At 31.2% G+C, this 25,628-nt stretch carries 16 protein-coding genes and 1 other annotated feature; of the genes, 15 read left to right on the top strand and 1 reads right to left on the bottom strand.

Annotated elements, in window-relative coordinates:
* Positions 1-15 precede the first annotated feature (15 nt).
* The 9 genes from rpoC (at position 16) to ppc (ending at position 14,195) form a co-directional block, all read left to right on the top strand.
* Positions 16-3,672: a DNA-directed RNA polymerase subunit beta' gene (rpoC, locus tag O3802_RS01050; protein ID WP_371457912.1), complete on the top strand. Its 3,657-nt coding sequence runs from the start codon at positions 16-18 to the stop codon at positions 3,670-3,672.
* A 91-nt stretch (positions 3,673-3,763) separates the two neighbouring features.
* Positions 3,764-3,876 (top strand) — a sequence feature (ribosomal protein L20 leader region).
* A gap of 30 nt (positions 3,877-3,906) precedes the next feature.
* Positions 3,907-4,434, top strand: coding sequence for a translation initiation factor IF-3 (gene infC, locus O3802_RS01045; RefSeq protein WP_003145601.1), 528 nt, complete (start codon positions 3,907-3,909; stop codon positions 4,432-4,434).
* Positions 4,435-4,460: 26 nt separating this feature from the next.
* Positions 4,461-4,655, top strand: coding sequence for a 50S ribosomal protein L35 (gene rpmI, locus O3802_RS01040; RefSeq protein ID WP_003145690.1), 195 nt, complete (start codon positions 4,461-4,463; stop codon positions 4,653-4,655).
* A 63-nt stretch (positions 4,656-4,718) separates the two neighbouring features.
* Positions 4,719-5,078, top strand: coding sequence for a 50S ribosomal protein L20 (gene rplT, locus O3802_RS01035; RefSeq protein WP_003144917.1), 360 nt, complete (start codon positions 4,719-4,721; stop codon positions 5,076-5,078).
* A gap of 434 nt (positions 5,079-5,512) precedes the next feature.
* The gene (yaaA, locus tag O3802_RS01030; protein WP_004631725.1) at positions 5,513-5,728 is read left to right on the top strand and encodes a S4 domain-containing protein YaaA; all 216 of its coding nucleotides are present in this window, start codon (positions 5,513-5,515) and stop codon (positions 5,726-5,728) included.
* Entirely contained in the window at positions 5,718-6,860 is a 1,143-nt protein-coding gene (gene recF, locus O3802_RS01025) for a DNA replication/repair protein RecF (RefSeq protein WP_371457911.1), read from the top strand. The genes yaaA and recF overlap by 11 nt, the downstream gene beginning before the upstream one ends.
* Before the next feature lie 39 nt (positions 6,861-6,899).
* The gene (gene gyrB / locus O3802_RS01020; RefSeq protein ID WP_040461379.1) at positions 6,900-8,816 is read left to right on the top strand and encodes a DNA topoisomerase (ATP-hydrolyzing) subunit B; all 1,917 of its coding nucleotides are present in this window, start codon (positions 6,900-6,902) and stop codon (positions 8,814-8,816) included.
* 16 nt (positions 8,817-8,832) lie between these two features.
* Positions 8,833-11,280 (top strand): DNA gyrase subunit A, encoded by a 2,448-nt coding sequence (gene gyrA / locus O3802_RS01015; RefSeq protein ID WP_371457910.1) that lies wholly within the window; start codon positions 8,833-8,835, stop codon positions 11,278-11,280.
* Between the two features lie 224 nt (positions 11,281-11,504).
* The gene (gene ppc, locus O3802_RS01010; protein WP_371457909.1) at positions 11,505-14,195 is read left to right on the top strand and encodes a phosphoenolpyruvate carboxylase; all 2,691 of its coding nucleotides are present in this window, start codon (positions 11,505-11,507) and stop codon (positions 14,193-14,195) included.
* A gap of 44 nt (positions 14,196-14,239) precedes the next feature.
* On the opposite strand, the gene O3802_RS01005 is transcribed toward ppc, so the two are convergent.
* On the bottom strand, positions 14,240-16,090 hold the full coding sequence (locus O3802_RS01005) for a glycoside hydrolase family 13 protein (RefSeq protein ID WP_371457908.1): 1,851 nt from the start codon (positions 16,088-16,090) through the stop codon (positions 14,240-14,242).
* Between the two features lie 344 nt (positions 16,091-16,434).
* Here O3802_RS01005 and glgB point away from each other — a divergent pair, with 344 nt between their 5' ends.
* The 6 genes from glgB (at position 16,435) to O3802_RS00975 (ending at position 25,587) form a co-directional block, all read left to right on the top strand.
* Entirely contained in the window at positions 16,435-18,276 is a 1,842-nt protein-coding gene (gene glgB, locus O3802_RS01000; protein WP_371457963.1) for a 1,4-alpha-glucan branching protein GlgB, read from the top strand.
* A 27-nt stretch (positions 18,277-18,303) separates the two neighbouring features.
* Positions 18,304-19,476: a glucose-1-phosphate adenylyltransferase gene (locus O3802_RS00995; protein WP_004631738.1), complete on the top strand. Its 1,173-nt coding sequence runs from the start codon at positions 18,304-18,306 to the stop codon at positions 19,474-19,476.
* Position 19,477: 1 nt separating this feature from the next.
* Positions 19,478-20,593 carry a glucose-1-phosphate adenylyltransferase subunit GlgD gene (glgD, locus tag O3802_RS00990; RefSeq protein ID WP_371457907.1) on the top strand — a complete coding sequence of 372 codons (1,116 nt, stop codon included), beginning with the start codon at positions 19,478-19,480 and terminating at the stop codon, positions 20,591-20,593.
* Between the two features lie 152 nt (positions 20,594-20,745).
* Complete coding sequence (gene glgA, locus O3802_RS00985) at positions 20,746-22,164, top strand: glycogen synthase GlgA (protein WP_314004298.1); 1,419 nt, start codon at positions 20,746-20,748, stop codon at positions 22,162-22,164.
* 52 nt (positions 22,165-22,216) lie between these two features.
* Positions 22,217-24,610 (top strand): glycogen/starch/alpha-glucan phosphorylase, encoded by a 2,394-nt coding sequence (locus O3802_RS00980; RefSeq protein WP_371457906.1) that lies wholly within the window; start codon positions 22,217-22,219, stop codon positions 24,608-24,610.
* 314 nt (positions 24,611-24,924) lie between these two features.
* Positions 24,925-25,587: a phage tail tip lysozyme gene (locus tag O3802_RS00975; RefSeq protein WP_371457905.1), complete on the top strand. Its 663-nt coding sequence runs from the start codon at positions 24,925-24,927 to the stop codon at positions 25,585-25,587.
* Positions 25,588-25,628 lie beyond the last annotated feature (41 nt).

The following is a 25,628-nucleotide window of genomic DNA, read 5'->3' as shown; positions in this document are numbered from 1 at the left end:
AAGGAGGTATGCTCCTTGATAGACGTAAATAATTTTGCATATATGAAAATTAGTTTAGCTTCTCCTGAAAAGATTAGAAGTTGGTCTTATGGAGAGGTTAAGAAACCAGAAACTATTAACTATAGAACTTTAAAACCAGAAAATGATGGGCTATTCTGTGAAAGAATATTTGGTCCTACAAAAGACTGGGAATGTGCTTGTGGAAAGTATAAGAGAGTAAGATATAAAAACATAAAATGTGATAAATGTGGTGTAGACGTTACTTTGGCAAAAGTGCGTCGTGAAAGAATGGGGCACTTAGAGTTAGCTGCCCCAGTCAGCCATATTTGGTATTTTAAAGGTATTCCAAGTAGAATGGGACTATTGTTAGACCTTAGTCCAAGACAACTTGAAGAAGTTATCTATTTTGCTTCTTATATTGTAATTGATCCAGGTGAAACTGACTTTATGAAGAAACAAATTGTTTCTGAACGTGAAGTTCGTGAAGCGCGTAGCACTTTTGGAGCTAACTCATTCGTAGCAAAAATGGGAGCGGAAGCAATCCATGACCTGTTAACTGAGTTAGATATCGAAAAAGAACTAAAAGACTTAAAAAATGAACTTAAAGAATTAAGTGAAAGTAATTATAAATCAGGACAAAAAGTTGTTAAAATTATTAAACGTGTGGAAGTATTTGAAGCGTTCAAAAATTCTGGGAATAAACCAGAATGGATGATCATGACAGTACTACCAGTTATTCCACCAGAACTTAGACCAATGGTTCAATTAGATGGTGGTAGATTTGCAACAAGTGATCTTAATGATTTATACAGACGTGTAATTAACCGTAATAATCGTTTGAAAAAACTTATTGAGCTTAAAGCTCCGGGGTTAATTGTACAAAATGAAAAACGTATGTTACAAGAAGCAGTTGATGCTTTAATTGATAACGGACGTCGTGGTCGTCCAGTAACAGGGCCAGGTAATAGAACACTTAAATCATTATCTAATATGTTAAAAGGTAAACATGGGCGTTTCCGTCAAAACTTATTAGGTAAACGTGTTGACTACTCTGGGCGTTCTGTAATAGTAGTTGGTCCAAACTTAAAAATGTACCAATGTGGATTACCAAAAGAAATGGCGCTTGAATTATTTAAACCATTTGTAATGCGTGAATTAGTAAAACGCGAATTAGCAAACAACATTAAAAATGCAAAAAATCAAATCGAAAAAATGGAAGATCATGTTTGGGATATTCTAGAAGATATTATAAAAGAGCACCCAGTACTACTTAACCGTGCTCCGACTCTACACAGACTTGGTATCCAAGCGTTTGAACCAATTTTAGTTGAAGGACGTGCAATTCGTCTTCACCCTCTTGTTACAACAGCATTCAACGCTGACTTTGATGGTGACCAAATGGCCGTACACGTACCTTTATCAAAAGAAGCGCAAGCAGAAGCGCGTATGTTAATGTTAGCAGCTCAAAATATTCTTAACCCTAAAGATGGGAAACCAGTTGTTACACCATCTCAGGATATGGTACTTGGTAACTACTACCTAACACTAGAAAGACCAGGTGCAGTTGGGGAAGGTATGATTTTTAAAGATGCGGATGAAGCAAGAATGGCATATCAAAATGGATATATCCACTTGCATACACGTGTAGGTATTATGGCTAAGTCATTTGAAAATCCTACATTCACAGAAGAACAAAATAAAAAATTACTTATTACAACTATTGGTAAGGTAATTTTCAACGATATTCTTCCTGAAGGATTCCCATATTTAAATGAACCTACTAAAGAAAACTTAGAAACTGCAACACCAGATAAATACTTTGTAGCTCCATCTGAACTAACAGAAAGTGGCTTAAAAGGATATATTGAGGAAAAAGAACCTGTAACACCATTCAAAAAAGGTTTCTTATCAAAAATTATCTCTGAAATATTTAATAGATTCCACATTACTGAAACATCAATGATGTTAGACAGAATGAAAGATTTAGGATTTAAATATTCTTCAAGAGCGGGTATTACAGTAGGGGTTAGTGATGTATTTGTCCTACCTAACAAATATGAAATATTAGCTGAATCACAAGAAAATGTTGATAAGATTACTAATCTGTTTAGACGTGGATTATTAACAGAAGAGGAGCGATATCAAAACGTTATTGCACAATGGGCAAAAGCAAAAGATATCATTCAAGATCAACTTATGGACTCTCTTCCAGCTACAAACCCAATTTATATGATGAGTGATTCTGGAGCACGTGGTAATGCATCAAACTTTACACAGCTTGCCGGAATGCGTGGATTGATGGCTTCACCATCAGGGCGTATTATGGAAATGCCAGTTCGTTCATCATTTAAAGAAGGATTAACAGTATTAGAATACTTTATTTCTTCACACGGAGCACGTAAAGGTCTTGCAGATACAGCTCTTAAAACAGCCGATTCAGGGTACTTAACTCGTCGTCTAGTTGATGTTGCACAAGATGTTATCGTTCGTGAAAATGACTGTGGAACTTCTCGTGGTTTACGTGTAACAGCACTGAAAAATGGTACAGATGAAATCGAGAGCTTACAAGAACGTCTTGAAGGTAGATACAGTAAAGAAACTGTTGTTCATCCAGAAACAGGTAAAGTACTTGTTGAAGATGGAGAATTAATTACATTAGATACTGCAAAAGCAATCGAGGCAGCAGGTGTTGAAAGTGTTGTCATCCGTTCAGCATTCACATGTAATAGCCGTCACGGTGTTTGTGAAAAATGTTATGGTAAAAACTTAGCAACAGGTGAAAAAGTTGAAGTTGGAGAAGCAGTAGGTACTATTGCAGCTCAATCAATTGGGGAACCTGGTACACAGCTTACAATGCGTACATTCCATACAGGAGGGGTTGCTGGTGCCGATATTACCCAAGGGTTACCTCGTATTCAAGAGTTATTTGAAGCACGTAATCCAAAAGGTAAGGCACTAATCTCAGAAGTTGATGGAACAGTTACTAAAGTAGAAGTAGATACTAACCATGTTCGTAGAATCTATGTTCTAAGTGAAATTGGTGAAGAAAGAGAATACCAAGACTATGGTGCAAGCCGTATGTTAGTAAAACAAGATGATAAAGTTAAACGTGGACAAGCATTAACGGAAGGTTCTATTGAACCAAAAGAATTATTAGCTATTGCAGGGCTAGAAGCTGTACAAAGTTATTTATTAACTGAGGTACAAAAAGTTTACCGTATGCAAGGGGTAGAAATCAGTGACAAGCACGTAGAGGTTATGGTTCGTCAAATGTTAAGAAAAGTACGCGTAATCAATGCGGGAGATACTGATTTACTTCCAGGTTCACTAGTAGATATTCACAAATTTACTGATGAGAACAAACGAATCCTTGAAAAACGTGGGAACATGGCTACGGCTAAACCAGTTATTCTGGGGATTACAAAAGCATCTCTTGAAACAGAAAGCTTCTTATCAGCAGCATCATTCCAAGAAACAACACGCGTTCTTACAGATGCAGCAGTTAAAGGAAAAGTTGATAAACTTATGGGGCTTAAAGAAAATGTTATTATAGGTAAATTAATTCCAGCAGGAACAGGTATGCTAAGATATAATAATATTGATATAGACTCAGAAGAGGATTCTGATAAGCCAATTGAAGAAGAATTACAAGAAGAATTAGATGCTATTTAATAAAAATATGTAGAGTCAATAGAAATATATCAAAAAATTATATATTTCTATTGACAAAACTAAAAAATAAATGTAAAATGAATAATGTTGAATACAAAAGTAGAAGCACCCGTTTCTCACCTGCCAATTTTGATTGTTCAGGTCTATGTAGATGAAATGTAGAATTTTATGCTGGGTGTTTTGCACCCAGTTTTTTTAGTACTTTTAGTATTTAATGAAATTTATAAATAGGAGGTGCTGATCATTAGTAAAGATACTGCACAAGTAAATGAAGGTATTAAAGCGAAAGAGTTTCTTTTAATTAGTCAAAATGGAGAACAATTAGGAGTTAAAACAAAGGCAGAAGCGATGCAAATTGCAGAACGTATGAATTTGGATGTAGTCTTAGTAGCTCCAAATGCTAAAACACCTGTTGCGAAAATTATGAATTATGGTAAATTCAAATTTGAACAACAAAAGAAAGAAAAAGAAGCACGTAAGAAACAAAAAATCGTGACAACAAAAGAGATAAGATTATCTCCAACGATTGAAAAACATGATTTTGAAACTAAGTTGAAAAATGCACGTAAATTCTTAGCAAAAGAAGACAAAGTTAAAGTTTCTATTCGTTTTAAAGGGAGAGCAATCACCCATAAAGAAATTGGACAGAAAGTTTTAGAAAACTTTTCTAACGAAGCTAGCGATATAGCTACTGTCGAACAAAAGCCTAAAATGGAAGGTCGCAGTATGTTTTTAGTTCTAGCACCCAAAAAAGAGAAATAAAGGTTTAATATAGGAGGAATTTGATAATGCCAAAAATGAAATCTCACCGTGGTTTAGCAAAACGTGTGAAAAAAACAGCTAGCGGTAAATTAAAACGTAGCCGTGCTTATACTTCTCACTGGTTTTCAAGAAAAACTACTAAACAAAAACGTCACTTACGTAAAGCTTCATTAGTATCTCGTGGTGATTACAAACGTATTAGAACTTTATTAGTTAAATAATATTAAAGAAGATTAATTATAGCGTAGATACTTATTTAAGTTATACATAAGGAGGAATTTGATATGCCACGTGTTAAAGGTGGAACTGTGACTCGTCGTCGCCGTAAAAAAGTTTTAAAACTAGCTAAAGGATATTTTGGTTCAAAACATACATTATTCAAAGTTGCTAAGCAACAAGTTATGAAATCTGGTATGTATGCGTTTAGAGACCGTCGTCAAACTAAACGTAATTTCAGAAGATTATGGATCGTTCGTATTAATGCAGCTGCAAGATTAAATGGGTTATCTTACAGTCGTCTAATGAACGGACTTAAAGTTGCTGGTATCGATATTAACAGAAAAATGTTGTCAGAAATCGCTATCCACGATGCAGCAGCATTCACAAGTATTTGTGAACAAGCTAAAGCAGCTTTAGCTAAATAATTAATTTAAAGCTAACTACATAATTGTGTAGTTGGCTTTTTTTATAGTTTATTTTAATATAGGCCAAAGAAAACCAATATAAAGTTTAGTGTTAAACTTTAATATGTTTGTGTGTTAAGAGTGAATAATTTACTGTAAATTATAAAAGTTTTAGAATAAATATATAATATAAAATTTCATACTAAAATAATATTTTAATAACTAAATATTTAAATAAATTATTAAAATTTAATTAATAATATAATATATTTTATATAGAAATTAATAATATTAGTGGGTGAAAAAATAGCCCAGTTCTGCAATAAGATTCATATGTAAAGTATTATTTCTGTTGCCAGTTTCTTGAAAAAAAAGCTGTTTTCTGATATAATTATAAGGTATAAAATATATTTATATACATAAAGTTTCATTTCAAATCAATTTGGAGGTGTAAAATGAAAAAAGTTTTTATTAATAGTGAATATATTACACTGTCTCAATTTTTAAAACTAGAGGGTTTTATTGCTTCAGGAGGCGAAGCTAAATATTTCTTAAAAGAAGTAGAAGTAGAGTTAAATAATGCATTCGAAGACAGACGAGGTAAGAAGCTATATACTGATGATGTTATTAAAATAGATGGACAAGAGTTTATTATAGTTAATGAAAATTAGAGAGTTAAAACTATTATATTTTCGTAACTACACATCTTTAAATATAGCAACACATCCATCCCTTAATATTTTTTTTGGTGATAATGCTAATGGAAAGACTAATATAGTTGAATCTATTTTTTGTTTGTCTTTGGGAAAAAGTTATCGAACAAAAAGTGATACCGAGTGTATTATGTTTGGAAAAGATGCAGCAGCAATGTCATGTGTTTTAAATAAGAATAATAAAAATCTCGATATTATGCTAGGGATAAGCAATAAAGGAAAAAGTGCAAAAATTGCTGGCATAAAAAAAAATAAGCTAACGGAGTTTGTAGGAGAATTAAATGTAGTCTTATTTTCTCCAGAAGATTTACAAATAGTAAAAGGATCTCCATCGCTAAGAAGAGAGTTTATTAATAGAGAATTTTATCAGTTTTCTCGCATATATCATAAATATCATTTAATGTATCAACACCTTCTGAAACAGAGGAATTCTTATTTAAAAGACATGAAAAAGAATCCTAAAGATGAAATAAGTCTTACGTATTTAGAAACACTTACCAGTCAGTTAGTAAAAATAGCAATGTATATTACTCGAGAACGAGTTTCGTTTGTAAAAGATATAGCTAAGCTTGCTTATGAGAATATGTTGAATATTTCTAACGGTAATGAGATTTTGGAAATTAAGTATAAGAGTTCGATTTTGGATGTTCTAGGAGTCTCTAGTGTTTCAGATGCTAAATTTAGTGAAGAAAATATTGTCGAGTTAATGATGAAAAAATCTTTCGATGATATAATGCGTGGTAATACTAAAATCGGACCGCATCAAGATGACTTAGAGTTCTTTATAAATAATCTTGAAGCAAGAACATATGCGTCTCAAGGCCAACAACGTAGCATAGTGTTGTCACTTAAGCTTTCAGAAATACATTATTTAAAACAAAAAACAGGAGATTATCCTATACTTTTATTAGATGATGTATTAAGTGAGTTAGACAAAAATAGACAGTTAAAATTATTAGATGCAATTGATGAAAATGTACAAACATTTATAACAACACCATCCATAACAGATATAAAGGAAGATTTATTAGAAAAAGCAAAAGTATTCAAAATAGACAATGGTAATATTAATGTATTTTTGCCAAAATAGTTATTAAAACAATAGATGATAAAAATGAAAGGAAAAATCATGGTAGAAAAAAAACAAATTCAAGAATATAATGCCGATCAGATACAGGTTCTTGAGGGATTAGAAGCTGTTCGTGTAAGACCAGGTATGTATATTGGTTCGACATCAAGCAGAGGGCTACACCATTTAGTGTGGGAAATCGTAGATAACTCTATCGATGAAGCTTTAGCAGGATACTGTAATACAATTACAGTTGCTATTGAAAAAGATAATTGGATAAGAGTAGAAGATAATGGTCGTGGTATCCCAATTGATATTCAAGAACAAACAGGAAAACCTGCACTTGAGGTAATTCTTACAGTACTACATGCCGGTGGTAAATTTGGTGGAGGAGGATATAAAGTATCTGGTGGACTTCACGGAGTTGGTGCCAGCGTTGTTAATGCTTTGTCTACTAATTTAGAAGCATATGTACATCGTGACGGTAAAATTCATTCAATGAAATTTGAACGAGGAGAAGTTGTTCAAGGAATTACAGTTATCGGTGAAACTGATAAAACGGGGACAACGGTCCGATTTAAAGCAGATCCAGAGATATTCCAAGAAACAACAGTATATGAATATGATATTTTAAGATCACGTATTAGAGAGCTTGCTTTCTTAAATAAAGGTATAACTATTGTTCTGAAAGACGAAAGAGAAAACCAAGAGAAAGAAGAAGATTTTTGTTATGAAGGTGGATTATTAGAATATGTAGAGATGTTAAATGAAAATAAAGATGCTTTACACGAAGCAATTTATGTTCATGGTGAGATGGAAGGTAAGGAAGTAGAAATCTCAATGCAGTATAATACAGGATATTCAAGTAATATTTTGAGTTATGCGAATAACATTAATACACACGAAGGTGGGACACACGAAAGTGGATTTAAAACAGCTTTAACACGTATTATAAATGCGTATGGCAAAAAGAATAAGCTAATTAAAGAAAAAGAAACACTGACTGGTGATGATGTTCGTGAAGGTTTAGTTGCAATTATTTCTATTAAACATCCGAATCCACAGTTCGAAGGACAAACAAAGACTAAATTGGGTAACTCAGAAATGAGTACAATTACCAACAAGCTATTTTCTGAAGAATTAGATAGATTCCTATTGGAAAATCCAAAAGTTGCAAAAATTATTGTAGAAAAAGGATTACAGGCTTCTCGTGCGAGAATTGCTGCTAAAAAGGCACGTGAATCCACTCGTCGTAAAAATGCTTTAGAATTCACAAACTTACCAGGTAAGCTTGCAGATTGTTCTAGTAAAGATGCAGCTGAATGTGAATTATTCCTAGTCGAAGGGGATTCTGCGGGAGGAAGTGCGAAACTTGGACGTGATAGTAAGTTCCAAGCCATATTACCATTAAAAGGTAAAATTCTTAACGTAGAAAAAGTTAGAATTGATAAAGTTTTATCAAGTGATGAAATTAGATCTCTTATAACGGCAGTAGGTATGGGAATCGGTGAAACATTAAATATGGATAAATTACGTTATCACAAAATCGTAATAATGACCGATGCCGATGTTGACGGTAGCCATATTCGTACATTATTATTGACATTCTTCTTTAGATATATGAGAGAATTAATAGATGCGGGATATGTATATATTGCAAGACCACCACTATACGGTCTGAAAGTAGGTAAAAAAGAATACTATTGTCATACAGAAGAAGAACTAAAACAACATATTGAAGAATTTGCTGGAGATAAAAAGTACGCAGTTCAACGATATAAAGGTCTTGGAGAAATGAATGCTGAAGAACTTTGGGATACAACAATGGATCCAAAACATCGTTTAATGTATCAAGTAAGTATAGGAGATGCGCAACGTGCAGATGCCGCTTTTGATACTCTAATGGGTGAAAAAGTTGAACCAAGACGTAAGTTTATTGAAGAAAATGCCTTAAATGTTATAAACTTAGACATTTAGTAAGAAAGGATAAAACATGGAAGATAATAAAAATAATATTACCTTGAGAAATATAACAACTGAAATTGAAAATTCATTTTTAGATTATTCAATGAGTGTTATTGTTTCACGTGCCTTGCCAGATGTAAGAGATGGGTTAAAACCAGTTCATAGAAGAATATTATATGCATTTAATGAACTAGGATTAACTCATGACAAGCCGTATAGAAAAAGTGCTGCTGTTGTAGGGGAAGTTATGGCGAAATATCACCCTCATGGTGACTCGGCAACATATGGAACAATAGTTCGTCTTGCTCAAGATTTTAACAGTAGATATCCAATGGTAGATGGACAAGGGAACTTTGGATCTATCGATGGTGATGGAGCAGCGGCAATGCGTTATACAGAAGCTAGAATGAGTAAAATAGCTTCAGAAATGCTGAGAGACATCAACAAAGATACTGTTGATATGCAAGAAAACTACGATGGGACTAAACAAGAACCAAAAGTATTACCTGCTCGCATACCTAATTTACTAGTAAACGGTAGTAGTGGTATTGCTGTAGGTATGGCTACTAATATTCCACCACATAATCTTGGAGAAGTCATTGATGGAGTAGTAGCTCTTGCAGATAACTCTGAAATTACTATTGCGGAACTTATGACTAAAATTAAAGGACCAGATTTTCCAACTGGAGCACACCTGTTAGGGCGTAGTGGAATAGTTAAAGCATATACTACAGGTCGTGGTTCTATAGTTATGCGTGGTAAAACAGAAATCGAGCAAATGAAAAATGGTAAGGAACGTATTGTAATAACAGAAATTCCTTATCAAGTTAATAAAGCAAAATTAGTGGAAAAAATTGCTGAATTGGCCCGAGACAAAAAAATTGAAGGTGTAACAGATTTAAGAGACGAGAGTAATCTAAAAGGAATGCGTATCGTGATCGAACTTCGTCGAGATGTAAACAGCAATGTTATTTTAAATAATCTTTATAAATTAACACCACTTCAAAGTTCTTTTGGTGTTAATATGATTGCCCTTGTTAATGGGGTTCCCAAATTACTTAACTTAAAAGAAGCGTTATATCATTATCTAGAGCATCAAAAAGAAGTAGTTGTTCGTAGAACTAGATTCGATTTAAATAAAGCAAAAGCTCGTGCTCACATTTTAGAAGGATTAAGAATTGCGTTAGATAACATAGATAGAATTATTAGCTTAATTCGTGGTTCACAAACTACAGAAGAAGCTAAAATAGGCTTAATGGAACAATTTTCATTAACAGATGTTCAAGCACAAGCGATTTTAGATATGCGTCTTCAAAGACTTACTGGTTTAGAACGCGATAAGATTGAAGAAGAATATAAAAAACTTATGGAACTTATTGCTGATTTAGAAGATATACTTGCTAAGCCAGAGCGCGTAATTGAGATAGTAAAAGAAGAACTATTAGAAATTAAAGATAAATATGGTGATAAACGTCGAAGTGTTATAATTGAAGGACAAATTGATCAAATCGATAATGAAGATTTAATTGAAAAAGAGCAAATAATTATAACTTTATCACATAATCAATATATTAAACGTCTAGCAGCAAGTACTTATAAGAGTCAAGGCCGTGGAGGACGAGGTGTTAATGGTATGACTACTAATGATGAGGATAACGTAGCTTATATGCTAAGTTGTTCAACTCATGATCATATTTTATTCTTCACCGATAAAGGAAAAGTATATACTCTTAAAGGTTATGAAATTAATCAAATGAGTCGTCAGTCTAAAGGTATACCGATTATTAATCTACTTGAAATAGAAAAAGAAGAAAAAGTAAATTCTATTATTGCTATTTCTGATCTTCAAGAAGAGGACACAAGCCTAATCTTCTCAACTAAGTTTGGTATTATTAAAAAATCTAAATTAGGAGATTATGCAAGTATCTTGAAAAAAGGTAAAATAGCACTTAAATTGGATGATGGTGATTCATTAATTGATGTTCAAAGAATTACTGATGATCAAGACATTATGATTGTAACTGCAAATGGTCAAGCAATTAGAATTAATGCTAAAAAAGTACGTCAAATGGGACGTGTTAGCCGTGGTGTTAAAGGTATAACACTTTCTCCAGATGATTATGTAGTAGGTATGGAAGTGGTAGACGAATCTAAGAAAATTTTAACTGTAACAGAAAATGGTATTGGTAAAATTTCTAAATCTACAGAGTTTAATGTAATTAACCGTGGTGGTAAAGGTGTTAAAGTAGCGAAAGTTACTAAGAAAACTGGTAAAATAGTTGCGGTTAAATCAATAACTGGAAACGAAGACTTGATGATTATGACAGATCAAGGAATAATTATTAGAATAGATATTTCTACTATTAGTACCTTAGGAAGAACTGCTACAGGAGTTAAAGTAATTAACTTAGTTGACGATCAAAAAGTAGCAACGGTGACATTAGCAGAAAAAGAAGAAAATTATGAAGATGATTAAGAAGTACCCGAAAAGCATTTTAGCTTTTCGGGTATTTTTCTAAAATAAGAACATTAGTAAAAAAAATTTATAAAAAGTTAGTAATTTAATAAAAAAACATAGAAAAATCTTCCAAAGCAATTGTTTTATATAGAAAAAAGTTTTATAATGGAATATGTGGCTATTGTTGATAATAAAATTACAATGGTAATCTTATTATCAAAATCAAAGTAAGGAGTAGTTTAATGCAAAGTAAAAGACTAGAAAGTAATGTAAATGAAAATATTGTACATGAAGAAATAGAAATATTAACACAAATTTTGTTGAAGGCAACAGAGAAGATGACTTCAAAAGAGACTTTTAATAAAATTATCGAATTAAAACGATTAGCTGATAATAAAGAGTATGAACAATTAAACAAAATTATAAAAAGTTTAAATCAAGAAGAGATGGAAATAGTAGCTAACTTTTTCTCTACGTTACCGTTATTAATCAATATTTCAGAAGATGTTGATTTAGCTTATGAGGTAAACTATAAAAATAATTCTGGAGAAACTTATGTAGGAAAATTATCTGATTCAATGTCTAAATTAAAAGATGCTAATATTTTGGAAAATATTAATGTAGTACCTGTTTTAACAGCGCATCCTACCCAAGTTCAAAGAAAAACAATTCTAGATTTAACAGAAAAACTACATAACTTATTAAGAAAACATCGTGATGTTAAAAATGGACTAATTAATAAAAATAAATGGTATAATGATTTACAAAAACACATTGAAATTTTGTTACAAAGTGATATAATTCGTGAAAAAAAATTAAAAGTAGTTAACGAAATTACGAATGTACTAGAGTATTATAATTTATCATTTATAAAAGCTATCTCTAAACTTATGACTGAATATAAAAACTTGTTAAAAGAACATAATATACCATTGGAAAATGAAGCTCCTATAACTATGGGGATGTGGATAGGTGGAGATAGAGATGGAAATCCCTACGTAACAGCAGAAACACTAAAACTGTCTGCTATGAAGCAATGTGATTTAATCACAAATTATTATTTGAATAAGTTAGATAATTTGTATCGTACATTTTCTATGTCATCGCAATTGATAGGAGAAAGTGAAGCACTTCGTGAGCTTGCCAATAAGTCTTTAGATTTATCAGAATATAGAGAAAAAGAATTTTATAGAAAAGCTATATTTTATGTAAGATGTAAATTAGAAAATACTCGTGAATATTTATTAAATGATACAATACATGGTGATATTTACTTAAGTGCTGAGGATTTCGAAAAAGATTTAAAAATTATGGAAAAATCTCTTTTAGAGAATAAAGGGGAAATTTTAATAACTGGAGAATTTGAAGAATTATTGAATGTAGTTAAAATCTTTGGATTTTATCTGGCAAGCATTGATATGCGTCAAGATTCTAGTGTTCATGAGGCATGTGTAGCGGAACTTCTAAAATGTGCTAATATTGAACAAAATTATAATTTATTATCAGAAGAGGAAAAATGCAAATTACTATTGAGACAGTTAAATGAAGATCCACGACCTCTTAGTATAGGGGACGATAGCAGGCAATCTGAAGAATTGAAAAAAGAACTTGAAATTTTCCGTACAGCAAAATATTTAAAAGATAAACTAGGAAACAATGTAATACGTCAAAATATTATATCTCATACTACAAGTATTTCAGATTTGTTAGAACTTGCAATAATGTTGAAAGAAGTAGGGTTAGTAGGAAAAGATTTTGCAAGGTTACAGTTAGTACCATTATTTGAAACTATAGAAGATTTAGAAAATTCTTATGAAATTATGGATAATTATTTAAATCTTGATATTGTGAAAAAATGGGTTAGTGATAATAAAAATTATCAGGAAATTATGTTAGGATATTCTGATAGTAATAAAGATGGTGGATATTTATCATCTGGATGGTCACTATATAAGGCCCAACAAGAATTATCATCGCTTGGAGAAAAGTATGGTATAAAAATTACATTCTTCCATGGTCGTGGAGGTACAGTAGGTCGTGGAGGCGGACCAAGTTATGATGCAATTATTTCTCAACCACTAGGTAGTGTTCAAGATAGAATACGTCTTACAGAACAAGGAGAGATTATTGCAGCTAAATACGGTAATAGTGATGCAGCATATTACAACTTAGAAGCGCTGTTTTCTGCGGTGATTCAAAGAATGAATGCTGATAAAGTTAACACAGATATTAGAGATATTCCAGAAATTCAAGTTATAATGGATGAAATTGTGGCGAATAGTTATGAAGCATACCGTAAACTTGTATTTGAAAATCCGAATTTCTATAACTATTTCTTTGAAGCAACGCCAATTAAAGAAATTTCAAGCCTAAATATAGGTTCTCGCCCAGCTTCACGTAAAAAAATTACAGATATTGGGGGATTAAGAGCCATTCCTTGGGTATTCTCATGGTCCCAAAGTAGAATAATGCTGCCAGGGTGGTACGGAGTAGGGACTGCATTTTCAAACTTTATTAATAAAGATAAAGAAAATATTGATAAACTCCGCAGTATGTATAAAAATTGGCCGTTCTTTACATCGCTACTATCAAATGTAGATATGGTTATGTCAAAATCAGATATGGGAATAGCAAAAGAATATGCAAATCTTTGTAAGGATCAAAAAACAAAACAGGTATATGATGAAATTTTAAAAGAATGGCAACTAACAAAAGAGGTAGTTTTAAAAATTTCGGAACATAAAGAATTTTTAGAAGATAATACATATCTAACTAAAAGTTTAGATAATAGGTTACAATACTTCAATACATTAAACTATTTACAAATAGAATTAATAAAACGTGCTAGAGAAGGTAAGCTTCCGGAATCACAGGTTAACACTATTCATATTACTATTAATGGAATAGCAACAGGGCTAAGAAACTCAGGATAATAAAAAAACTTTCGCAGTTAGAATTACAAACTGCGAAAGTTTTTTTATTTAATTTTAACAGCTATATAACTACTTGGTGGAATTACTACACCATATGGAGTGACGTATATTTTATTATTTCCAAATATTTTTTCTCCATTATATTCTGGTATAAAATGTGCTTTGTTATCTAGATTAATAATACAAAGAATATCATTCCTACGGTATGCGATACATTTGTCAGCAATATAACTCATTTCGAATCCAGTTATGAAGTTTTCTTTATTATTATGTCTAAAATTAGACAGCTCTATATAGTAATTTAGTAGATCAGAATCTTTTTTATCGTGAGCAAAACCTAAACGATTGTATGGATCTCTAAAGCCATACATACCAATTTCATCTCCATAGTAAATACATGGGACACCAGGTAATGTAAATTGAATAAAACTTGCAAATTTTAATAGTTCTCGAGCTTTAGTATATTGTTCATCTGATAATTTGTATGTTGGACGTTCATTTACTGGAATACTTTCTGGATTATCAAATGCAAGTAAAGTAAGCACACGTTCAGTATCATGACTATCTAATAGGTTCATAATGCAATCAAGAGCGGGTTGTGGATAGTTTTCTACCAGTTTTAATATTTCAACTGAGAATTTCTTGGCATCATTGTACTTAACAAAATTAATAATTGCATCTTTCCAAGGATAATTCATAACACTATCAAGTTGTTTTCCTAAGAAATAGCGTCGGCGTGTATTATAAGAAATTTTATTCGTTGCATCTTCCCAAACTTCTCCGATAATTAAGGCGTCTTTATCATAATATTTCGCTGTTTCGCGAATACGATCAAGGAATTCATCAGGAAACTCGTCAGCCACGTCAAGTCGCCAACCAGAGATACCTAACTTTTGCCAAAAATTGACAACGCCAGTATCTTTATTATTAATAAAGTCACTATATTCTTTATTTTCTTTTACTACAGTTGGTAAATTATCAAATCCCCACCAAGAATGATATTCATTAGGGAAATTAATAAAGTTAAACCAAGAATAATAAGGGGATTCTTTTGAATTAAAAGATCCTATGCTATCATAGTGGTTATATCTGTTAAAGTAAATACTATCAGAGCCTGTGTGACTGAAGACACCATCTAAAATTATTTTAATATTGTCTTGTTTAAAGTTGTTACAAAATTCTTCAAATTGATCATTTGTTCCAAAATATGGATCCACTTTAAAATAATCTGAAGTAGAATAACGGTGATTTTCAGGGCTTTCGACTATTGGATTTAGATAAATACTTTCTATATTTAATTTTTTGAAATAATCTTTTTCTTCTTCAATACCTAGCAAATTACCCATTAGGAAATCTTTAGCGCCATAGTCTTTATGTGTTATTGATGAATGGGGGATAGCATCCCATGATTTATGTCTGATTCGAATATCTTCATTTTTTGCAGCAGGTGCGACATATTTTTCGCTACGTTTAAACCTATCAGGAAAAATTTGGTACATTATAGAACCTTTATACCAATCAGGAGTGGTAAAGTTTTCATCATAGACTGTCAATTGCCAATCAGGTAATTCGCTATTTTCACGTACTAATTTAGCATCTAAATTATCATTTTTCAAATAAGCGGTGAAACTATCAAATACAACTTCAAAATGATAAAAATATAATCCTATATCAAAACCACCGAAGTCAACAAAATATTTTGAATAATTAGATGAGTTTTTCTCAAGAAAAGTTAAGCTTTTAGAAAATGAAATTCCTGTAAATTCATTTTTTATTACTATTCTAAAATCATTAAAGTAAAAATCATCTCTAATTAACACTTCAAATTTTAAACTTTGTTTGTTTATAATTGCTCCATGAGGAAACTTGTTATAAATGGGGTTAAAAATAATCATAATTTTATTTTCTCCATTAATGTAATATTTTTTGCATTAAATTTATATGTGAATTTTTCAACAATATAATTGTAATATAAAATAATATTATTGTAAATTAATTGAATGCGAAAATATAAAAAAACTTTTATATATTTTTTATTTTGTAAGTATAAAAAGCAATCATCATTTTGCAAGAAAACATTTACAGAAATTGGGGTATGTGTTATAATATAAGTATAAAAAAGCAAAAGAAATCCAATAATATAGTAATTAAATTTATTTATTATTTTAATATTTCTTTTTTTTATAGCAAAAGAAAACGTTTACTTTAATTGGAAAAGGGGGGTTATATAGTGAATAGTATGGCGGAATACTTATTTCATGAAGGAACTAACTACCATAGTCATAAATTTTTAGGATCATTTTTAGAAGATGGAGCTTGTACCTTTAGAGTTTGGGCACCAAAAGCCAAAAAAGTTTTTGTGACAGGTGAGTTTTGTTCGTGGAATCCACATGTTTATGAAATGCAACCTTTTAATGATAAAGGAATTTATGAGATCACAGTACCTGATGTGAAACAATTTGATTCATATAAGTATATTATTGTAACAGAAAGCGGTCAGGAACTATGGAAAGCAGATCCTTATGCGGTACATGCAGAAACTAGACCTCAAACTGCATCTAAGGTTTATAGGCTTCCAAAATATGAATGGGAAGATGATAAGTGGATGGCTAAGCGAAAAGTTCCTTACCAGGAACCTATGAATATTTATGAAGTACATTTGGGATCTTGGAAACATAAAGAAAACGGCGATGAATTTAGTTATCGCGAGTTGGCAGATGAACTAGTTAACTATGTAAAAGAAATGAACTATACTCACATTGAATTACTTCCAGTAACTGAGTATCCATATGATAAATCTTGGGGTTATCAAGTAACAGGATATTTTTCACCTACATCAAGATATGGGACTCCAGAAGATTTTATGTATTTTGTTGATAAGTGTCATAAAAATAATATTGGTGTTATTCTTGATTGGGTGCCAGGACATTTTACAAAAGATGCACATGGATTATATGAATTTGATGGAACACCTTGCTATGAATATTCAGATACAAGAAAAATGGAACACGAAGGGTGGGGAACTAGAGTTTTTGACTATGGACGTAATGAAGTTAAATCATTTTTAACTTCTAGCGCAATATCTTGGATTGAAGATTATCATATTGATGGATTAAGAGTTGATGCGGTTAGTTCAATGATATTTTTAAACTATTGTCGTGATGAAGAAAAATCGGCAAGGAATATCTATGGAGGTTTTGAAAATTTAGAAGCGATAGATTTTCTAAAAAATCTAAATCTATATGTTAAAGAAAATTATTCTGGAGTTAGTATGATTGCAGAAGAATCTACAAGTTATCCTAAAGTAACGGCCGCTGTTGAGCGCGGTGGACTTGGATTTGATTTCAAGTGGAACATGGGATGGATGAACGATAGTCTTGATTATTTAGAAGTAGACCCATTTTTTAGAAAAGGATCACATGACAAATTCACATTCTCAATGTGCTATGCCTTTTCAGAAAATTATATTTTACCAATATCTCATGATGAAGTAGTACATGGGAAAAAGTCACTTTTAGATAAAGCACCGGTAGCATATGAAGATAAATTTTCTAATTTTAAAGCATTTTTAGGTTATATGTTTGCACATCCTGGGAAAAAATTAACATTTATGGGTGTTGACATAGCACAATTTATAGAATGGGATGAAGAAAGACAACTTGATTGGTTCTTGTTACTATACCCAAAACATAGTTTTAGCCAACGTTATGTGAAAGAATTAAATGAATATTATAAATCAACACCAGCACTGTGGCAAAATGATTGTGATTGGAACGGTTTTAGATGGCATGTAGTTGATGATAATACAAATAATGTCTTTGCTTTTTCAAGAATTGATAATAGCGGAAAAGAAGTATTAGTAGTAAGTAATTTTTCAGGTCAAATATTAAAAGGTTATGAAATAGGTGTGGATACTTGGGGAAGCTACAAAATATCATTAAATTCAGATGCTAAAAAATATGATGGTACAGCATTACAAAATAGAAATCTAAAAACACTAAATAAAAAGAAAAACAATTTCCAATATACTTTGAGTGTAAATATACCACCTTATGCAACAATGTATATAGAAAAGAAATAATAAGTTTAGAAGACGGGGGACAAATTTATGGCGCGTAAAAAAGAAGTAGTAGCAATGCTATTAGCAGGAGGTCAAGGAACGAGACTTCAAGTTTTAACACAAGATATGGCAAAACCAGCTGTACCGTTTGGTGGAAAATATAGAATTATAGATTTTCCACTTTCAAATTGTGCAAACTCTGGAATCTCTACTGTAGGTGTATTAACGCAGTTTATGCCATTAGAGCTTAATTCATATATGGGAAATGGACAACCTTGGGACTTAGATAGAATGGATGGGGGATTATCAATTTTACCACCTTACACAGCAGGGAAAACAGGAGAATGGTATAAAGGAACTGCTAATGCAATTTATCAAAACATAAAATATATTGAACAATATGATCCAGAGTACGTTCTTATTTTATCAGGTGATCACATTTATAAAATGAACTACAAAGAAATGTTGGATTTTCACAAACAAAAAGGTGCAGATCTAACTATTGCTCATATTAATGTACCAATTGAAGAAGCAAGTCGCTTTGGTATTCTTAATACAAACGAGGATTTAAGAGTAACTGAATTTTTAGAAAAACCAGAACATCCAATTTCAACTAAAGCGTCAATGGGAATTTATATTTTCAGTTGGCAGCAATTAAAAGACTATTTAGTACGAGATGAAGAAAATCCAGATAGTGAAAAAGACTTTGGTAAAAATATTATTCCTATGATGTTAAATGAAGGTAAAAATATTTATGCATATCCGTTTTATGGCTATTGGAAAGACGTAGGTACGATTGAAAGTTTATGGGAAGCTAACATGGACTTAATTAAAAATAAAGAGAACTTTAATATTGATGATAAACTATGGAGAATATACTATCGTCATGCTGGGGTAATGCCACAATACTTAAGTGCGAGTGCTAATGTTAAAAATTCTATGATTTCTGATGGAACGTCTGTTTCAGGATTAGTTTCAGAATCAATAATTTCTTCAGGGGTTACTATAGAAGAGGGAGCAGAAGTAGTAGGAAGTATTATAATGCAAAATGCTAAAATAGAGCGTGGTGCAAAAGTCTTTAATTCAATTATTGCAGAAGGTTCAGTAATCAAAGAAAATATTGAGGTAGGACACAGAGAAATTGTTTTAGGAAAAGAACAAATCACGGTAGTTGGAAAAGATGAAGTAGTTTCAGAAAATAGGAAAGTAGAGGGAAAATAATATGGTAAATGCTTTTTGTGTATTATTCGCAGACAATTATAGAAATGATGACTTGCAAGGATTGGTAAGAAATAGAACATTATCATCATTATCAATTGCCTCAAGATATAGAATGATAGATTTTATGTTATCATCATTAGTAAAAGCTGAAGTTTCTAATATAGCAGTTGTAACTAATCACCACTACAAGTCGCTAATGGATCATTTAAGTTGGGGGAAAGACTGGGATCTGAACAGAAAAAATAGTGGTTTGAAATTTATTACACCTATGTCGAATCACTTATCAAATAGAGTTGCTCATAACAAAATAGAAGCGCTTGGTGATGCAATATCTTATTCAAATGGTTTATTAGAAGAATATTGTATTTTAGCAGATGCAAATATTGTTGGAAACATTGATTTTAAAGAAATGGTAAAATACCATAAAAATACAAATGCTGATGTTACTTTAGCTTATACATATAGAAGACCGCAACAACGTGAATCACAAATTATATTTGATGAAAAACATAAAGTGTATGATAGTTTATATCACTATAATGGATATGATGAAGTTTGTCCAACACAAGTTAAAATTTATATTATGTCAAAATCTATGTTTAAAGATATTGTTCAAAAAGGAACAACATTAGGTTGGGAAGATATATTATTAGATTATGTAGCTAAAAATTTCCATAAATTAAATGTTTATGCATACGAAATTAAGAGTTATAATAGAACTATAAATAGTGTTCAAGAATATTATGACTTTAACAAAGATTTACTAAATCCAGATAAGTTAAGAGAGTTATTTTTATCTGGAACAGATATACTGACAAGAGTTCAAGATAGTGTACCAACAATGTATGGAGATGGAGCAATTGTTAAAAATTCTATCTTAGGTGATGGATGCGAAATTAATGGAATTGTTGAAGATAGTATTTTATTCCGTGATGTAGTTGTAGAAGAAGGTGCTGTAATTAAAAATTCTATAATAATGCCTAATTGCGTTGTGAAAAAATCAGCTTATTTAGATTATGTAATTTCAGATAAAGCTGCAACGATAGGAGAAAAAATTGAATTAAAAGGGACAGAAAATTGTCAAGTAATTGTAGAGAAAAATAAAGTTGTAAAATAACTAAATATTAGGGTTAGGATAATTTATGAAAAATTAAAATCTCGATTTTCTATTGGAAAAGGAGTATAATAAGCAAAGAATCATAAATTAATACTAACCCTTTTATCTGGAAATAAATTTATGATAAAACAACGAATAAGGAGATGACAAAAATGAAAATATTATTCGTAGCAGCAGAAGCAGCACCTTTCGTTAAAGTTGGTGGATTAGGTGATGTTATTGGCTCACTTCCTAAAGCATTGCAAGATGAAGATGTAGAGGCAAGAGTGATATTGCCATTATATTCTTCTATTGATAGAGAGAAATATAACTTAGAATATAGACAACATATTTTTATTAATTTAGGTTGGAGAACAGTTTATTGTGGTATATTTGAAACTGAAATAGATGGAGTAAAATATTACTTTATAGATAATGAACAATATTTTAATAGAGATAGTGTTTATGGTCAAAGTGATGATGGTGAGAGATTTGCATTCTTTTCAAAAGCAGCATTGGAGATTTTACCTCACATTGAATATAAGCCAGATATTCTTAATGCTAATGATTGGCATACTGCTTTATCTATAATTTATTTAGATGATTTAAAATCTCGTGGAGAGAATTTTTATAGTGATATTAAGAGTGTAATTTCTATTCACAATATAGAATTCCAAGGTAAGTTTAATCCATACGATATGGGTTATTTGTTCGGTTTAGATAATAAATACTTTGATGCACTTATTTATAATGGAGATTTGAATTTATTAAAAGGTGCAATTCAGTTAGCTGATAGAATTAGTACTGTAAGTGAAACGTATGCCCATGAAATTTTGGATCCATATTTCTCATATGGTTTAGATAGTATTTTAAAAATTGAGCAAGGGAAACTTCATGGAATTGTGAATGGATTAGATATAGATAAATTCAACTCGAAGACAGATAAACAAATTTATCAAAATTTTGACTTGAAAACTTTGAAAAATAAGGTTCAAAATAAACTTAAATTCCAAGAAGAAATGTCACTTGAAGTTAATGAAAATATTCCGATGATTGGGATGGTAACCCGTCTTACTCATCAAAAAGGTATAGATTTGGTACTTCATGTCGCAGATCAAATTTTAAAATCGGGAGCACAACTTATTATATTAGGAACAGGTGATAGACATTATGAAGATGCACTTCGTTCGCTAGAACATCGTCGTCATGACAAGGTACGAAGTTTAATAATGTTTTCATCAGAAATGTCATCAAAAGTGTATAGTTCATGTGATATGTTCTTAATGCCATCGAAAACAGAACCTTGTGGCTTATCACAACTAATATCTATGCGTTATGCGACAGTACCAATTGTCCATCGAGTAGGTGGGCTGCGTGATACAGTAGAACCATTTGATGGGAAAAACGGGACAGGATTTACATTTGAAAGTTTTGACGCATATGATATGCTAGACGCTGTTTATCGTGCAACATATTGTTACTATCAAGAACGTCATAATTGGAATAAAATTATGAAAAATGCTATTAACCAAGATGTTAGTTGGAAAAAATCAGCATTAAAATATATCGAGATGTACAATGAGATTGTGTAGTTAGAATGGACATATAATATGTGTAATAAATAAAAAGACTTAGGAGAGAATAATGAAGAACAAAAGATTCAAAGAAAAAATAGAGAAGTATTTAAAAAGACAATTTGGAGTAACAATTGATTCAGCAAGTAAACGTCAAGTATATGAAGCTCTCATGAGCACGATAAGAGAAGATTTATCAGAAAAGAAATTTGCTTATGAACAAGAACTTAAAAAAACTAGACAAAAACGTGCTTATTATATGTCAATGGAGTTTTTAGTAGGTAGAACGTTAAGAAACAATTTATTTAACTTAGATTTAGAAAAAGATGTAAGAGAATATTTTGCTGATAATGGTATTTCATTAGATGAAATTTACGATATTGAACCAGATCCAGGATTAGGGAATGGTGGACTTGGGCGTCTTGCCTCATGTTACTTAGATGCTTTAACAAGTAGTGATTATCCAGTTACGGGGTTCTCTATTTTATATGAATATGGAATTTTCAAGCAGGTAATTAATAATGGTTGGCAACAAGAATTTCCAGATTATTGGTTAGATCTTGGAAAATACGGTCTAGTTTACCGTAATGATGAAGAAGTTGAAGTTAGATTTTACGGCCGAGTTGAGGAAAAATTAACAGAAGATGGTTTTAAAGTTGAACATAAAGATTATACTTCAATCCAAGCCGAACCATATGACCTATTAATTTCTGGATATAAAACTGGAACTGTAAACACACTTCGTCTTTGGGAAGCAAAAGCAAAAACTGGCTTTAATATGAAGTTGTTTGAACGTGGAGAGTATTCAAAATCTTCTGAAGCAGAAGCTATTGCATCGTCAATCTCAAAATTATTATATCCAGCCGACAGTACGAATAAAGGTAAAGAACTGCGTATTAAACAACAATATTTCTTCATTAGCGCATCAATTCAACAATTACTAAAAAATCATTACAATGAATTTGGTACATTAGAAAATCTATTTGAACATGTTGCATTACATATAAATGATACTCATCCAGCTATGGGAGTACCGGAGCTTATGAGACTATTATTAGATGAGTATGGATATTCTTGGGATAAAGCATGGGATATTACAACAAAAACGTTTGCGTATACAAACCATACAATAATGGCAGAAGCATTAGAAAAATGGTCAGTTGAATTATTTAAACCTTTATTACCACGTATTTACTCAATTATAGAAGAAGTTAATAAACGTTTCTGTCAATGGGTAATTGATCAAGGTAAAGATTATACTTTAGCAGAAACAGCTATTATTTATGACAATCAAATTAGAATGGCAAATCTTTCTATAGTAGGAAGTCATAATGTAAATGGAGTATCAAAACTTCACAGTGATATATTAGTTGATTCTACATTCAGAGCATTCCATGAACTTTATCCAACTAAGTTTGGGAATGTAACTAATGGTATTGCGCATAGAAGATGGTTAGGACAGGCTAATCCTGAACTAGCAGAATATTTAGAAGATTTGATTGGGGATGATTTCGTTAAAGATTTATCAAAAATTGATAAATTAAATAAATATGCTAAAGAGAAAAAAGTTGTTGAAAAATTACAAGAAATTAAAAAAGTTAAGAAAGAGCAACTTGCTAAATATATTCAAGAAACAACTGGTATTACAGTAAATCCAGATTCTATTTTCGATGTACAGGTTAAACGTCTGCATGAGTATAAACGTCAATTGTTAAATGCGTTACACATTGTTTATTTATATCGTGAAATTAAATACAATGGATTGCGTCCAGTACCAAGAACATTTATCTTTGCGGCAAAAGCTTCATCAGGTTATCAAATGGCGAAAAACATTATTAAATTCATTCATTCAATCTCTCAATTAATTGAATCAGATGAATTAGTTCGAGATTATATTAAGGTTGTATTTTTACCAGATTATAAAGTAACACTTGCTGAAAAGATTATACCAGCAGCAGATATTAGTGAACAAATTTCACAAGCTGGTAAAGAGGCAAGTGGAACAGGTAATATGAAACTTATGCTAAATGGAGCTCTAACCCTTGGTACTTTAGATGGTGCTAACGTAGAAATTCATGAAGCGGTAGGAGATGATAATATTTTCATCTTCGGATTGGAAACTCCTGAAGTTGATGAACTTAATAGACATGGTTATAAACCATGGGAATACTACAATAGCTCTGCTAGAATAAAAGATACATTAGATTTCATCAGAACGATGACAGTTGGTGGAATGAACTTTAGCTTTATTGTGGACTACTTATTAACACAAGATAGCTACATGTGTTTAGCTGATTTTGAAAGTTATGTAACAGCTCAAGAGCTTGTTGCAAAAACTTATCAAGACAAAGAAAAATGGGGGCAAATGAGCCTTATTAACACAGCAAATGCCGGAATATTCTCAGCTGACCGTTCTGTAGAAGAATATGCTAAAGATATTTGGAATATCAAAAAAGTAAAATAATAAAAATTACAATTTGGGATGGTAATCTATAAGCTTAGAGATTACTAAATATATTTAATTAGATACTCTAGGAAGTTTTCATTTTGTAACTTTCGAAATCTAATGAAACCATGGGGTGGCTTGAAAATGTGGTTCTATATGAATTAATAATTTCTTGAGCTACTCCCTTAGTTTATAGTTGATGTAAAGTAATTACTATAAAATTGAAAACAAAATTATAAATGGAGGTGAACAGTATTAAAAATAAACTATCCAGAAGAGATATAAAAAAGAAAAATTCAAATAAAATAAAGAGTAAGACACCGAAGACAAAAGTGGTAAATAAAACAAAAAATTTAAAATCAAAACCTAAAAAAGGAACTAACTCGAAAAAAACAAGAGTGACTAAAAAGGTTCAGAATATTGCTACTAAATCAAAAAGTATAAAACAAAAGATATTGCCTGTGGTGGTTGGTGTATTTTTAGCGATACTGGGAGGAATGGTTATAGTTGAATATTATAATAGTACGAATATTATTATTCAACGTCAACTAGTAGGAAGTACTAATGTAGAACGAGCATGGAATTTTTATCGAGAAGAAGGATTTAGTGAAGAAGCAACTGCAGGTATATTAGGGAATTTTATGAGAGAAAGTAAAATGAATCCTGCAGTAGAGGAAATAGGTAATAAAATAGGATATGGTATAGCGCAATGGAGCTTTACAAGAAGAACAGACTTAGAAAAATGGACAAAAGAAAATAATTTTTTAGTTTCGAGTTTGGAAGGTCAATTAAATTTTAGTATATATGAAATGCAAAAAATGAAATTTGGAAAGTATTCATATGCGCAGTTTAAAAAATTAAAAGATGTCAGAGAAGCTACTGAAGTATTCGAAAAACATTTTGAAAGAGCAGGAGTTGTCGCACTAGATGAACGAATAAAATATGCTCAAGAAACGTATAATCAGTATTCAAAAACAAAAGATAGAAGCAGTTAATTTATGTATAAAACTACAAAGATTAATTTTTTCTATCTTAT

Source organism: Gemella sp. 27098_8_92 (assembly GCF_041433685.1).
In the GTDB taxonomy this organism is placed as follows: Bacteria; Bacillota; Bacilli; order Staphylococcales; family Gemellaceae; genus Gemella.
This window is presented reverse-complemented; position numbering and strand designations above follow the sequence as displayed.